At 71.9% G+C, this 13,709-nt stretch carries 14 protein-coding genes and 1 pseudogene; 11 read left to right on the top strand and 4 right to left on the bottom strand.

Annotation, left to right across the window (positions count from 1 at the left end; all coding sequences use genetic code 11):
* The first annotated feature begins 5 nt into the window (after positions 1-5).
* The 11 genes from AW27_RS26335 to AW27_RS26285 all read left to right on the top strand — a co-directional run bounded on the left by AW27_RS26335 (position 6) and on the right by AW27_RS26285 (position 10,150).
* A complete protein-coding gene (locus tag AW27_RS26335; protein WP_304949912.1) occupies positions 6-3,320 on the top strand; it encodes a hypothetical protein in 3,315 nt (1,104 codons plus the stop codon).
* A 9-nt stretch (positions 3,321-3,329) separates the two neighbouring features.
* Entirely contained in the window at positions 3,330-3,806 is a 477-nt protein-coding gene (locus AW27_RS26330) for a hypothetical protein (protein WP_157840354.1), read from the top strand.
* Positions 3,803-4,063: a hypothetical protein gene (locus tag AW27_RS26325; protein ID WP_037931077.1), complete on the top strand. Its 261-nt coding sequence runs from the start codon at positions 3,803-3,805 to the stop codon at positions 4,061-4,063. Before AW27_RS26330 ends, AW27_RS26325 begins: the two co-directional genes overlap by 4 nt.
* A 70-nt stretch (positions 4,064-4,133) precedes the next feature.
* Positions 4,134-5,078: a peptidoglycan recognition protein family protein gene (locus AW27_RS26320; protein WP_052031360.1), complete on the top strand. Its 945-nt coding sequence runs from the start codon at positions 4,134-4,136 to the stop codon at positions 5,076-5,078.
* A gap of 39 nt (positions 5,079-5,117) precedes the next feature.
* Positions 5,118-5,345, top strand: coding sequence for a hypothetical protein (locus AW27_RS26315; protein WP_037930241.1), 228 nt, complete (start codon positions 5,118-5,120; stop codon positions 5,343-5,345).
* Positions 5,342-5,587, top strand: coding sequence for a hypothetical protein (locus AW27_RS26310; protein ID WP_037924204.1), 246 nt, complete (start codon positions 5,342-5,344; stop codon positions 5,585-5,587). Before AW27_RS26315 ends, AW27_RS26310 begins: the two co-directional genes overlap by 4 nt.
* A gap of 9 nt (positions 5,588-5,596) precedes the next feature.
* On the top strand, positions 5,597-7,711 hold the full coding sequence (locus AW27_RS26305; RefSeq protein ID WP_037930239.1) for an SGNH/GDSL hydrolase family protein: 2,115 nt from the start codon (positions 5,597-5,599) through the stop codon (positions 7,709-7,711).
* A gap of 126 nt (positions 7,712-7,837) precedes the next feature.
* Positions 7,838-9,082 carry a helix-turn-helix domain-containing protein gene (locus AW27_RS26300; RefSeq protein WP_037930235.1) on the top strand — a complete coding sequence of 415 codons (1,245 nt, stop codon included), beginning with the start codon at positions 7,838-7,840 and terminating at the stop codon, positions 9,080-9,082.
* 90 nt (positions 9,083-9,172) lie between these two features.
* Positions 9,173-9,397 (top strand): hypothetical protein, encoded by a 225-nt coding sequence (locus tag AW27_RS26295; protein WP_037930232.1) that lies wholly within the window; start codon positions 9,173-9,175, stop codon positions 9,395-9,397.
* Positions 9,394-9,549 (top strand): hypothetical protein, encoded by a 156-nt coding sequence (locus AW27_RS26290; RefSeq protein WP_157840284.1) that lies wholly within the window; start codon positions 9,394-9,396, stop codon positions 9,547-9,549. The genes AW27_RS26295 and AW27_RS26290 overlap by 4 nt, the downstream gene beginning before the upstream one ends.
* A gap of 115 nt (positions 9,550-9,664) precedes the next feature.
* Positions 9,665-10,150 (top strand): glycine-rich domain-containing protein, encoded by a 486-nt coding sequence (locus AW27_RS26285; protein WP_052030947.1) that lies wholly within the window; start codon positions 9,665-9,667, stop codon positions 10,148-10,150.
* Positions 10,151-10,564: 414 nt separating this feature from the next.
* On the opposite strand, the gene AW27_RS26280 is transcribed toward AW27_RS26285, so the two are convergent.
* The 4 genes and pseudogenes from AW27_RS26280 to AW27_RS26265 form a co-directional block, all read right to left on the bottom strand.
* Positions 10,565-10,804, bottom strand: a complete 240-nt coding sequence (locus tag AW27_RS26280) for a helix-turn-helix domain-containing protein (RefSeq protein WP_304949898.1) — start codon at positions 10,802-10,804, stop codon at positions 10,565-10,567.
* A gap of 343 nt (positions 10,805-11,147) precedes the next feature.
* Positions 11,148-11,900: pseudogene (locus AW27_RS26275) on the bottom strand (alcohol dehydrogenase catalytic domain-containing protein); the annotation flags it as partial.
* A 56-nt stretch (positions 11,901-11,956) separates the two neighbouring features.
* Entirely contained in the window at positions 11,957-12,643 is a 687-nt protein-coding gene (locus AW27_RS26270; protein ID WP_037930227.1) for a lysoplasmalogenase, read from the bottom strand.
* Positions 12,640-13,599: a sterol desaturase family protein gene (locus tag AW27_RS26265; protein ID WP_052031359.1), complete on the bottom strand. Its 960-nt coding sequence runs from the start codon at positions 13,597-13,599 to the stop codon at positions 12,640-12,642. Before AW27_RS26265 ends, AW27_RS26270 begins: the two co-directional genes overlap by 4 nt.
* Positions 13,600-13,709 lie beyond the last annotated feature (110 nt).

Below are 13,709 nucleotides of genomic sequence, written 5' to 3'. Positions count from 1 at the left end.
CCCCCATGGCCCACGGCCTGATGACCGAGCTGCAGATCGGCGGAGTGTGGACCCCCATCCAGGCCAGCGTGTACGCGCGGTCGCCGCTCGTGGTCGAGCGGGGCCGGCGCGATGAAGACGCCGTCGTCGGCCCCAGCAGGGCGCGGCTGCAGCTCGACAACCGGGACGGCCGGCACAGTCCGGGCAACCCCCGCTCGGCGAACTACGGGCTGTTCGGCCGCAACGCGCCCATCCGGTTCTCCGTGCCCGGCGAGTCCTACCTGGACCTGACCGGCCTGAGCCCGGACCTGATCAGCACCCCGGACCATGCCAGCCTCGACATCACCGGCGACATCGACCTGCGGATCGAAGCAACGGTCGACTGGGCGAGCACCACTCCCACGATCCTCATGGGCAAGTGGAGTGCGACCACGGGGCAGCGCTCCTACCGGCTGTCGATCAACTCCAACTACCTGCAACTGGTGTGGACCACCGACGGCACGACAACAGCCTTCGCGCAGGCTCCGCTGCCCTCCACGATCCCCGCCCGGGCCGCTGTCCGCGGGGCCCTGGACGTCAACGACGGGACCGGCGGGTGGACCGCGCATCTGTACTGGGCGCGGACTATGGACGGGCCGTGGACGGAGCTCCTGGAGGGCGACCAGCTGTCCGGGACCGGTGTCACCAGCATCCACTCGGGGACGTCCGCGCTGCAGATCGCGCCGACGTCCGGGTCCGTCCTGCCCATGGCCGGCCGTGTGCACCGGGCGGAGGTCCGCGACGGCATCGCCGGGACGGTGGTCGCCAGCCCCGATTTCCGGGCGCAGCCTGCGGGCACGACCTCGTTCGCGGACGGCGCGGGACGCACCTGGACCATCGCCGGGGATGCGGCGATCCGGGACCGCTGGTATCGGCTGCACGCCGAGGTGTCGTCCTGGCCCGCCCGCTGGGACGTCTCCGGGCGTGACGTGTACGTGCCCATCGAGGCCGCGGGAATCCTGCGCCGTCTCGGCCAGGGCCAGAAGGCGCTCGCCTCGACGCTGGCCCGCCGGCTGCCGTCGCAGGGCCCGGTGGCGTACTGGCCCATGGAGGAGGGCCGCGACGCCGTGCAGGCCTACTCGCCGCTGGTGGGCTGCGCCGCGCTCACCACCCCCGGGTTCTCCTTCGGCCAGGATGACAGCTGTCCCGGGTCGGCGGCCCTCCCGTCCCTCGGCGCCGCCGCCATCATGGCCGGAGCCGTGCCCGAGTACACCAGCACCGGCAACGGCTACCTGATCTCCCTGGTGTTCCAGCTGGACGCGCCGAGCGGATCGAAACAGCCCTGGCTGTCCTTCCGCACGACCGGCACCGCGGCTGGCATCGTCATCAGCTACACCGCGGGCACGATCGAGATCGACGGCTACGACTCCTCCAGCGCCCTGATCTGGAACGAGAGCTTCGGTAACAGCGACACCTACGGGCCGGGCCGCTGGTGGCGCTTCGACTTCTCCGCCCAGCAGAACGGCGGGAACGTCGACTACCACGCTGGCTGGGTTGAGGTCGACGGGGTCGGCAGCGCATGGAACTGGTCCGAGGCCGGGACCGTGGGCACCGTCGAGGAGTTCGACACCGCCTTCGGGGCGGCTTTCAGCGGCATGAAAATCGGCCACCTGACCGTCTTCCCCAGCTCCGACCTCGGCGTGTGGGGCGGCAGCGACAACGGGTACGGCGGGGAACCCGCGGATGTCCGGCTCAACCGGCTCGGCGCAGAGGAGGGCGTCGGAATCCGGACACACGGCGGCTCAACACCCCTGGGCGCGCAACGCCCGAACTCGCTGCTCTCCCTGTTCGGTGAGTGCGAGGCCGCCGACGGTGGGGTGCTGTTCGAGGACCGGGAGCGGCTGGCGCTGGTCTACCGGTCCCGGGAGTCCCTCTACACCCAGCCCGTCGCGCTCACCCTGGACTACGAGGCCGACGGCCACGTGTCGCCGCCGCTGGAGCCGATCGACGACGACCAGCGGATCCGCAACGACCGCACGATCACCCGCACCGGCGGCTCCTCCGCCCGCGCAGTCGACGAGACCAGCGCCCTGTCGGTGCTGCCACCGCCGCTGGGGGTGGGCCCCTACGACGACTCGCGCACGCTGAACCTCCGCGCCGACAGCCAGGTCGAGCAGATCGCCGCGTGGGCCCTGCACCTGGGCACGTGGGACGAGCCGCGCTACCCGACCGTCCACATCAACCTGGCAGCGGCACCGTCCCTGATCCCGGCCGTCCTCGCACTGGACATCGGCGACCGGATCCAGATCGTCAACCCCCCGGCCTGGCTGCCGCCCGGCCCGATCGACCTCCTCGTCGAGGGCTACACCGAAGCGTTCGGCCACCCGAACAGCTGGGACATCGTGCTGAACTGCTCGCCCGCCGGCCCGTGGAACGTCGCCGTCGTCGAGGACCCGGTCTATGGGCGGGCGGACACTACCGGGTCGGTCCTCGGCGCCGACGCCACCGACTCGGCGACGACGCTGGTGGTGCACACCGAGCAGACGGCCGTCGCCTGGTCCCGCGAACGGTGGCCCCAGGACCCCGCGCAGTACCCGATGGACCTCCGCGTCGACGGCGAGGTCGTCACCGCGAGCGCGGCCACCTCGCTGGCCGAGGACGACTTCACCCGGACCGTCGCCGCGGGCGGGTGGGGCCTCGCCGCCGACGGGCACGCCTGGACACTCAACGGTGGCGTCAGCAACAACGAGCGGTCCGTGGCGTCCAACCGCGGCGTGGTCACCGTGACGAGCTCGCAGACCCTGCACCGGCAGCAGACCGTCTCCGAGACCTGCCAGGACGCCGACGTGCGCTGCCAGATGGCCGTGTCCGCCACCGCCACCGGCGGCAACCTGACCGGGTGCGTGCTGCTGCGCTGGACGTCGACCACCGCGCACTACCGGGCGCGGCTGGAGTTCACCACCGGCGGCGCCATCAACGTGTCCGTCACCAACGGGTCCACGATCATCGGCACCAACGAAGCCACCGGCCTGACCTACAGCCCGGGCGACACCTTCGAGGTGCGGGTGCGGATCATCGGCTACCGGGTCCTGATGCGGGTGTGGCGCACCGGCACCACCGAGCCGATCCTCTGGCACATCGACCGCACCGACGTCTCCGCCACCAACCCGGCCGGCGCCATCGGTCTCAGCTGCCACGGCGGCACCGGCAACACCAACACGGGCGTGGAGTACCGCTTCGACAACTTCCTCGTCGAGTCGCCGCAGCGCATCACGGTGACGCGCGCCGTGAACGACGTCACCAAGTCCCATGCGGCCGGCGAGCGGATCCGTCTCGCCCAGCCCGCCCGAGCCGCCCTGTAGGAGGGAGCCGTGACCCAAGCCGGGGAGATCATCGACGCCGAGTGGTGCACTCGAATGGAGCGGCCGCCGCTGGCCGTCCTCAAGCAGACCGTGAGCCAGTCCGTCCCTAACGGGACCTGGGGCATCATCGCCTTCGACACTGAGGACGTCGACACCTACGGCGGCCACTCCATCAGCGTCAACACCTCCCGCTACACCTGCCAGTACGCAGGCTGGTACCGGGTCGGCGGTAGGGCCGCTTTCGTCGCGAACGCCACCGGGTCCCGCGGCGCCCGCGTCCACGTCAACGCCAACTACATCCCCGGCGCGGCCACGCTGCAGGGCGCCGGCACCCTCGCCGGCAACCCGTACACCGAGCACATCCTGTACCTGAACGTCGGCGACTACGTCGAGATCGCCGGCGGCCACAACTCCGGCGGCGCCCTGTCCACCGCGGTGACGTTCGAGTCCGCGTCCATGATGTACGTCGAATGGATCCACGCATGATCTGCACCACGTGCGGGGCCGAGGCGGTGGTGCAGTGGCGCCGCCGCACCCCCGACAAGAGGGCCACCGAGCCCGTCGGCGGCTGCGCCGACCACGCCATGACCCCCGCGGCCGCCGGCTACGTCCACGAGGCGACGTGCCCCGGCCCCGGCAAGAGCTGCGGATGCCCGGCCCCGGCCACGCCCGAGTTCCCGTTCACCGGCAACGAGGACCGGCCCGGCGGCCCACCCAAGCGACGCATGCCACCCGGCTGGTAACCCGCTCCCCCCGACCACCCACACGCCCCGCGCCCGCCGGCCGGGGCGTTCCTCATGCCCTGGAGGCCTGATGGCTGATCCACCGTCCGCTGACCGGTTCCTCGCCGCGCTCCGCGCCGAAGGCGTCAACGTCGTCGAGGTCGGCGCGTGGCGCACCCACAACCGCAACCACAAGGGCCCCTGGGGCCCGATCCACGGCGTCATGATCCACCACACGGTGAGCAAGGGCAGCGCCTACACCGTCAGCCTCTGCCGCGACGGCTACGCCGAACTGCCCGGCCCCCTGTGCCACGGCGTCATCACCAAGGACGGCCGGGTGCATCTTGTCGGCTACGGCCGGACCAACCACGCAGGCGGCGGCGACCCGGACACCCTGGCCGCGGTCATCGCCGAGGACTACGGCACTCGGCCGCCCGTGCCCAACGTCGGCAACGCGGACGGCATCGACGGCAACCGCCACTTCTACGGCTTCGAGTGCGAGAACCTCGGCGACGGCAACGACCCGTGGCCCGCCCCGCAGCTCGACGCGATCGAGCGGGTGTCCGCCGCGATCTGCCGCCTCATGGGCTGGACCGCGAAGAGCGTCATCGGGCACCTGGAGTGGTCCGACGACAAGTCCGACCCGCGCGGCTTCTCCATGACGGGCATGCGCGATCGGATCGCGGCCCGCCTGCGCGGTGCCACCACACCCCCGACGCCCGAGGAGGACGACATGCCCACAGCGCAGGAGATCGCCGAGGCGGTCTGGCGGCACACCGAGACCAACGCCGCGACCGGCCGCCCCGTCTACATGGGCGCCGTCATGGCCTGGATGGACCGCGTCCACAACACCCAGACCGACACCATCCTCCGGCAGCTCACCGCCCAGCAGGCCGCGATCACCGCGCTGGCCACGCAGCTCGGCCAGGCCGAGGGCGTCGACACCGCGACCGTGGTCGCCGCGGTCGAGCGCGCCATCGCCGAGGCCGTCATCGACGTGAACGTCAACGTCACCAGCGCCCCCACCACCGGCTGATGAGCCACCCCGCACCCTCTAACTGATCGGAGACCAGTCATGAAGGACAGCACCAAGCGCACCGCCCGCACCGTTCTGCAGACCGGGCTCGGCGTGGCCGTCGCGCTGCCCGCGATCGTGGACGCCTCCGGCATCCCCGAGGCCCTCCCCTGGGTCGCCGGCGCCCTGGCCGTGGCCGGCGGACTCGCCCGCGTCATGGCCCTCCCCAGCGTGCAGCAGCTCCTCCCGGGCTGGCTGCGCACCGCCGACCCGGACGACGCGGCATGACACCCTCCGAGTCGCAGCACGTGGCCACCGAAATCGCCAAGTTGCGCGGGTCCGTCGACACCGGGTTCGCCCGGGTCGACGGGGCCCTGGCGCTCCTCGTCCAGCGGAGTGACCAAACGGACAAGCAGCTCGCCGACCATGAGACGAGGCTGGACGCCCTCGAGCGGAACCGCTGGCCCCTGGCCACCATCGCCACCCTGGCAGGCGTCGGCTCGCTCCTCTACACCCTCTTCGGCCGATAGGAGCACCGCATGCCCACCACCCGTACCGTGACCGGGCTGGTCGGCAGCCAGATCATCGGGGCGTCGTCAGGGATCCGGCGGGTCGTCCTGGCCCCCTACCCGGCCCGCTGGACCGACACCGACGGAGACACCATCCTCGCCTCGCCGGGCGAGGAGCAGACCATCACCAACGGCGCCTGGTCCGCCGAGCTGGTCACCACCGACGACACCACCATCGAGCCGGTCACCGGCCGCCTGTGGCGGTACGAGGAGTACCACCAGGGCGTCATCGTCAAGGTGCTCCACTTCCTGCTGCCCTACGGCGACGGGAGCCCGGTCCCCATCACCGACCTGATCCAGGCCGACCCCGGGAACGTCACCTACCTGCGCGGCCCCGAGGGTCCGGCCGGACCGGCAGGCGCCGACGGCGCGGACGGCGCGGACGGGGCGACCGGCCCGCAGGGCGATACTGGCCCTGCCGGAGAGACCGGAGCGGCCGGGCCCGCGGGCGCCGACGGCGCGCAGGGTCTCCAGGGCCTGGCGGGAGCGGACGGCGCCCCGAGTCGTACCGCAGAGGTCCAGATCTCCGACGGCGCGGTGCAGGACCTGGCGTCCGCCGCATCGTGGACGATCGCGGCGACGAGCGTCGGCACCCAACTCAAGTGCAGCATCCCGGCCGAGCCCGGGGACCGGATCCGCGTAGACCTCGGCATGCTCTACAGCGGCACGAGGTACCTCGACCTGGCGCTCCTCGACTCCGCAGGCGCCATCGCCCAATACGGGGCCTCCGGAACGTCGTCGCCGCTCGCGGAGGGCGCGCCGGAGTTCTACCCGTCCACCTCGTTCGGGAAGGCGACCAGCGGCGGCACGTTCACGGTGGCCGCCAGCCACCTCGCCGGCGGGCAGGCGACGATCGCACTCGTCAACCAGGGCACCGGCGCCGGCCGGGTGTACGCATACTCCGGCTATCCGTGGCGGATGACGCTGACGAACATGGGGCCCGCACCGGCCCCGTCGGCGATCAGCGTGGCGCAGACGTCGACGCCAGCGGCCGGGTACGTCAAGTACGCGCCGCCCGGGGTGGCGTTGGCCGGCTCGGACGTGACGGGCCCGTTCTCGTATCTGGGGGCTGGGGGGTTCCAGATCGGCTCGGGCACACCGGACTCCACCTACGTCCTGCCGACGACCCGCTACCCGAACACCCGCGGCACCCTCAGCAGTTCACAGTCGATCTGGTCGGTGGAGTTCGGCACGGACGCCACCGCGTTCCAGCTCCGATTCAACTGGCAGACGGGCGGCTCCTACCGGCTGTGGGTGGACGGCCGCCGCATGACGGACCTCATGCAGCCCCTCGGCGGGACGACGCCCGGCAACACGCACCTGATGACGGTGACGCTGGGCGCCGCGCAGCCGCGCGTGATCCGGCTGGACTTCAGCGTGGCCCCGTTCGGAGGGATCTTCCTCCCGCCTGGGGCAACGATGTGGAAACCGCCGGCCCCGTCCGGCCGGATCATGGTGTTCGGGGACTCCATCCCGGGCGGCTCCAGCATGAACACCGCCGGCGGCGCCGGCACCTTCTTCCCGCGGGCGGCCCGCGCGCTCGGGTACACGGACGCCTGGAACGAGGCGCTCGGCTCGACCGGCTACATCACTGCCGGGTCCACGGCCACGCTGGGCACGCGCGCGCCGATCGACGTGATCCCGCACAACCCGGACGTGCTGCTGATCTTCGCCGGGTACAACGACTCCGGCGGATCACAGTCGGCCATCGCGGCGGCCGCAGCCAGCCTGTACAGCGCGGTGACCGCCGGGCTACCGGCGGCGCGGATCTACATCCTCGGCTGCTGGGCGCCGACCGGCTCACCGGGAGCCTCGCTGACGACCACGGACGAAACACTCCGGCTGGCCGCGGCCGCCGCGGGCCTGCCGTTCATCTCCCCCATCACGGGAGCGGTGTACGACGCTGCCGGGGCGCTCGTGGCGACGCACGGGCCGTGGATCACCGGCACCGGCCGGGTCGGCGCGCCCACCGGGTCGGGGAATGCCGACCTCTATATCGGGACAGATGCGACCCACCCCACGGACGCGGGGCACAAGTACCTCGCGTCGCGGGTGGTCTCGGCAATCCAAGAACTCGCGGCCTGAACACAGCGCCCCCTCTCGGCCTTCGGGCCGGGAGGGGGCGCTTTCGTGCGTTCTCGATCACACAGAACCGGCCTCGCCCCCTACGCTGGCAGGTGTCTACGCTGCTGCGAGAGGGGCAAGGCCGCCATGTCTACCGATGCTACCCCGGACCCGTACCGCGAGTCGTTGGCGTTCGGCCAGAGACTCCAGCTCCTACGCACCCGCCGCGGCCTCACCCGCGACCAACTCGGCGGCCTTGCCAGCCGATCCGGGGAATGGGTGAAGGCCCTGGAGACCGGCCGGCTGCGCACACCCAAGCTGGAGATGATCCTCCGCCTCGCCGAGGTGCTCCGCGTCCGGGACCTGTCCGACCTCACGGGGGACCAGTCCATGACCGTCAACCTGTTCACCGGCCCCGGGCACCCGCGGTTCGCCGCAGTGCGCGAGGCCCTCAACGCCCTCCAGCTCGGCGCCGACCGACGCGCCCCGTCCGCCGACCACCTGTCCGCCCGCCTGGCCCGCGCGTGGAAGGCCCGGCACTCAGCCCCGAACCACCGCGACGTCATCGGGTCGCTGCTGCCCGACCTGGTCCTCGACGCACAGGCCGCGGTCCGGGCCGCCACCACGATCGCCGACCGCAAGGCCGCCCAGGCCCGCCTCGCCGAGGTGTACTTCCTGGCACAGTTCTTCTGCGCCTACCAGCCGGACGCGCCGCTCGTGTGGCGGGTGGCCGAGCGCGGCATGATGGCCGCGCAGGACTCCGAGGACCCGCACGCCATCGGCCTGGCCGCGTGGCTGACGACGCAGGCCCACCGCGAGTCCACCCACCTCGACGCCGCAGACGCGGTCACCATGGAGACGCTCCGCTACCTGGAGCCGCTGCTCCCCGACGCGGGCGCGGACGTCCGCGCGGTGGCTGGCGCGCTCACCGTCGAGGCCGGGCTGACGGCCGCGCGCCGCGGGGAGACGGGGACGGCGTGGCGGTACTGGGACGAGGCCAGCCGCCTGGCCGCGACGCTGCCTGACGACTACTTCCACCCCGTCACGTCGTTCTCTCGGGCGGTCATCGGCGCGCACGCGGTCACGGTCGCGGTGGAACTGCACATGGGCGGTGAGTCCGCACGGCAAGCCGCCCGCGCGGAGGCGGACACGATCCCGTCGCGGCCGCGGCGGGCCCGGCACCGGATCGAGCAGGCCCGCGCCTACCACCTCGACGCCCAGCCGGACGTCGCGCTGGCGACGCTGGCGCAGGCGCACGAGGCAGCGCCGGAAACGGTGCAGTACAACGGGTACGCCAAGCGCATCGTCCTGGAGGAGGCAGCGAGCAAGAGCCCTGCCCGCCGGCGCCGGGCGTCCGAACTCGCGCAGCAGTTGGGCCTGCTGACTGCCTGAAATCGAGGGGGTACATTCTGTACCCCTGCCGTCGGGTGACCGCCCCTACCGTCGTCCTACCACCCGCTGACGACGGTAGGGAGCCCCAGCATGGCCGCCCGGCAAGACGCGCATACAGAGATCCCGCACCCGCTCCTCCGCAAGCCGGTACGCGACATCGCGTCCGGCACCGAGGGCACGCTGATGGCCGTGCTAGTGGAGAACGCGGCCGAGGTCGGCCAGCCGGAACGCTGGGCGGAGATCGCCTACATTCGGCCGGTCGGCGGCGGCCGCGAACTGTCCACGGCCGTCTCGAATATTCAGGCCATCCGGTGACGACCAACGAGGTCACCTACCAGCGGGCGGCCCAGCAGCCGCCGCGGCCCTGCTCGTGCGGCGCGCGACCGCTGCCGCTCGGCGGCCCCGAGGGCGGCGCCGTCGTCCACGCGAAGGGCTGCCCGCGCGGCGGCCGCCACGGCATCACCTGACCATCCCGTATCCCGCATTTGCGACGCGAAGGGGACAGCCATGTCCACGCCCGTACCGCCCCCGTGCAGCACCGGACCCGACACTCCGCCCCCGCCCTCTCACTCCGGAGGAACCATGACGCTCGCCACCCCTCGCACCCGCAGCGCCCGCGCCCTCATCTCCGAGACCGAGTTCGAGGCCGTCGCCGCGACCGTCGCCAGCAACAACCCCGACATGTCCAGCGCCGACGCCGACCGGATCACCGAGGAGGGGCTGAAGTTCGTCGCGGCCGCCGCCCAGTTCCCCGGCGGCATGCGCCCGTCCCGGGTCGTCGACGAGGGATGGCACGCGCTCATCCTGCACACCATCGTGTACGCCCAGCTGTGCACACGCCTTGGCCGGTTCGTGCACCACGTCCCCGAGCTGCCCGACCCCACCCGGTACCAGCCGGGCGCGCTCGACCACACCATCGACCGGATCCGCACGGCTGGCTTCGAGGTCGACATGGAGCTGTGGACCGCCCCGCTGGAGGGGATCCCCGTCGCTGCCACCTGCCAGCACGACAACGGCTGCGCCGACGGGAACTGCGAGGCGAACTGCCGCGCGGACCACCCCAACTAGACATGCTCGCTAGGCTGACGAGCATGAGCGCGCAGGAACGCCCCGACTACGGTCCGTTGATCAATCACCTGCAGGAGCTGCGCCGTAAGGGTGCGGTATCCCGTCGCAGAGACGTGGCTACCGCCGGGTGCGGCGCGTGTCGGGGTCTCGCACGGACCATCCTCGTAGACGGCCAGTACCAGGTCGTGTATAGCCAGCCGTGCCTCGCGTGCCGCGGCGGTGGATCCAGCGACCGCGAGCACACCTCAGCCTGACGAGCGGAAACCGCCCCGGCCGGTTGTCCCCCTCCGGTCGGGGCTACCTGGCAAGGGGTCTCGCGGATTCGATGCGGAATTGAGTCTTCCGTTTGGCCGCGTAATCCGTATGGTGGCTGCATGCACCTGACGCGGATCTTATCTGCGGCCCACCGAGGCCCTACTCCCTGACCAGCTCCGACAGCGGCATCCCAAGCGCGTCAGAGATCCGCAGCAGGGTGTCCAACCGCGGGGAAACCTTGCCCTGCTCCAGCAGGGTGTACGACGGCCGGTCCATGCCCATGGCGTTGGCGAGCCGCTCCTGAGTGAAGTTCCGGTACTCGCGCGCGGCCCGGATCTGGAGCGCGATGCGTCTTCGACGGGCGAGGATGTCGTCGTCGGGTGGGGCGGAGCGCGGCACCTGTCCACGCTGGGGCAGCCATGATCGAAAGTCAGTTGGCCAAATCCTACATTGCGTGATCATGCATATATGCGGGCAGGAGGCCCGCATCAAGACCGGCCCTTCCCTGCCCTGCCCCCCAGGCGGCGGGAACGGGCCGGCTACGCCCCCGACGGACGCGTCGGGGGCGTAGTCATGCCCCACCCCGGAAGCACAGCGGGCGGGGTCGACGTGACCATCCCGGGCGCCTCGAAATCGATCACGCGGCGAACTCGAACGCGGCGGCATTCAGGCATAGATGCAGGTGAGCCCCGGCTTTCGACCGGGGCTCACAGGGTCCAAATGAGCGTCCTGATGGAGGATTTGACTGCTCGGTGCCGACCGCCTCGATGACGCAGTGCGCGCCACGGCCGCCGGTCAGCTCGCGCACGGCCGCCTCGGCGGCCTCGCCGCGCTCGGCGACGACATCGGTGGCTCCGAACAGCCTGGCGATGTCCGTACGGACGGTGTGGCGGCCCAGGGCGATGATCCGCTCGGCGCCGAGGCGCCTGGCGGCGAGGACGCCGCACAGGCCGACGGCGCCGTCGCCGACCACGGCGACCGTGGCGCCCGGACGCGCGCCCGCGCCCAGGGCGGCGTGGTGCCCGGTGCCCATGACGTCGGAGAGGGCGAGCAGGCCGGTGAGCAGGTGGTCGTCGGAGGCGGCCTCGGCGGGCAGCTTCACCAGCGTGCCGTCGGCGTGCGGGACGCGCACGGCCTCGCCCTGACCGCCGTCGTGGCCGACCGAGCCCCAGAACCCGCCGTGGTCGCAGGAGGTGTAGAGGCCCTCCTTGCAGTACTCGCAGGTACCGTCCGACCACATGAAGGGCGCGACGACCAGGTCGCCGGCGCGCAGGCCCGACACCGCCGGGCCGGTCTCCTCCACGACGCCCAGGAACTCGTGGCCGATGCGCTGGCCGGGCCGGCGCGCGGCCTCGCCCCGGTAGGCCCACAGGTCGCTGCCGCAGATGCAGGCACGCAGGACGCGGACGACGGCGTCCTCGGGGCGCTGGATCGCAGCGTCGGGCACCTCCTCCACGCGGATGTCGTGCGGGGCGTGGATGACGGTGGCGCGCATGGTGGTGCAGTCCTCCGGTTCGAGATCGTTCAGTCTTGTACGACTGTGGAACCGTCCTACCGTACGCCTGCTTCGCGCATGGTCGCTCCGGTGGCCAGCAGGTACTGGGCGGCCAGATAGGTGGCCATGATCCAGAAGTCGGGGCGGGGCAGCTGGGGCCACTCGGCGACACCGGTGGCGATGAGGGTGTCGGACAGCAGGAACAGCGCGCCGCCGATGCCGGCCCGTAGGCCGAGGGCGCTGGAGCGGAAGGCCATGGCGGTCAGCAGCAGGCTGTAGCCGGCCACGGGGATGCGCAGGTCAGCGGGCAGGTCGGGCCACAGCAGGGCGACGGTGCCCAGCAGGGCCAGCGCGTAGGCGCCCCCCAGCAGGGGGTTCGCGGGCCGCTTGCCGAACAGGACGAGGTAGCAGACGTGCCCGACGGCGAAGGATCCCATGCCGACCAGGAAGGCCGCCTCGGCGTCGAAGAGCAGGGCCAGGTCCCCGCCCCAGCCGAAGAGCAGGGCGGCGGCCAACAGGCGGGGCGCGCCGCGCGTGATCACGTGGACCACCAGCAGCGGCATCAGGAGCGGCTTGGCGATGACGTGCCCGAGGTGCCAGTCGGCGAGCAGCGCCCCGAGGTCGGCGGCGGCGGCCACGGCCAGGCACACGAGGGCGGCGCGGCCGAGCCGCTCCCTGCCGGGCACCGCCCGCTCGGCGGCCCAGGAGGGGCCGGGGCGGCCGGTGGACTCAGCGGTGCTCACGCGGTGGCCTCCTGTACGGCGGCCGGGTCGGTGGTGGGGGCGGGTGCGGTGGGGGCAGCGGGCGCGGCCACGGCGGCCTGCGCCGCGGGTGCGGCGGCCTGGGCGGCCGGGGCCGCCTGGACCGATGCCGCGGGCTGCCAGCCGGGGCCGCGGAAGACCCGGCCGGCCCGCTCGCTCCAGCTCCGGGCGGCGCGCACGTCCCGGGCGATGGCGGCGTACTCGTGAGTGGCCACGCGCAGCGGGTTGTAGGTGTCGATGTTCTTGGTGAGCCCGTATACGGGCCGGTCGGTCTCCCCCACCCAGGAGCCGAACATCCGGTCCCAGACGATCAGGATGCCGCCGTAGTTGCGGTCCAGGTAGCCGCCCTGGGACGCGTGGTGGACGCGGTGGTGCGACGGGGTGTTGAAGACGTACTCGTAGGCCCGGGGCAGCTTCCCGATGCGCTCGGTGTGGACCCAGAACTGGTAGAGCAGGTTGATGCCGTAGCAGAACGGGATCACGGCGGGGTGCACCCCGACCGCCACCATCGGCAGGTAGAACCAGTAGGTCGTGGCACTGGTCCAGGGCTGCCGCAGCGCGGTGGTGAGGTTGAACTTCCGGCTGCTGTGGTGGACCACGTGGCAGGCCCACAGGATGCGGATGACGTGGTGGCTGCGGTGCTGCCAGTAGTAGAGGAAGTCCTGGGCGAGCAGCATCAGCGGGACGGTCCACCAGAGCAACGGAACCCGCAGCGGGGTGAGTTCGTAGACGGCGGTGAAGACCGCGACCACCGGGATCTTCCACAGGAGGTCGAAGCCGATGCTGCCGAGCCCCATGCCGATGCTGGTGGCGGCGTCCTTGGTGTCGTACCCGGCCGCGTCCTCGTCGGGATGGAGCCGGTAGCTCACCAGCTCGATGACGGTGAGCAGCACGAAGGCGGGTATGGACCACAGCACGACATCGGGCAGGTTCGGCATGTCCGCACCATAGAGGCGCCTTCGGGGGTGCCGCTAGAGGTTGTTACCGATCGGTATCCATCGAGGTTACCGTCGGTTCGGCCGGGGTGGGGCGCGGCGTGCTGCACGGG

Source organism: Streptomyces sp. PCS3-D2 (assembly GCF_000612545.2).
Classification (GTDB): Bacteria; Actinomycetota; Actinomycetes; order Streptomycetales; family Streptomycetaceae; genus Streptomyces.
This window is presented reverse-complemented; position numbering and strand designations above follow the sequence as displayed.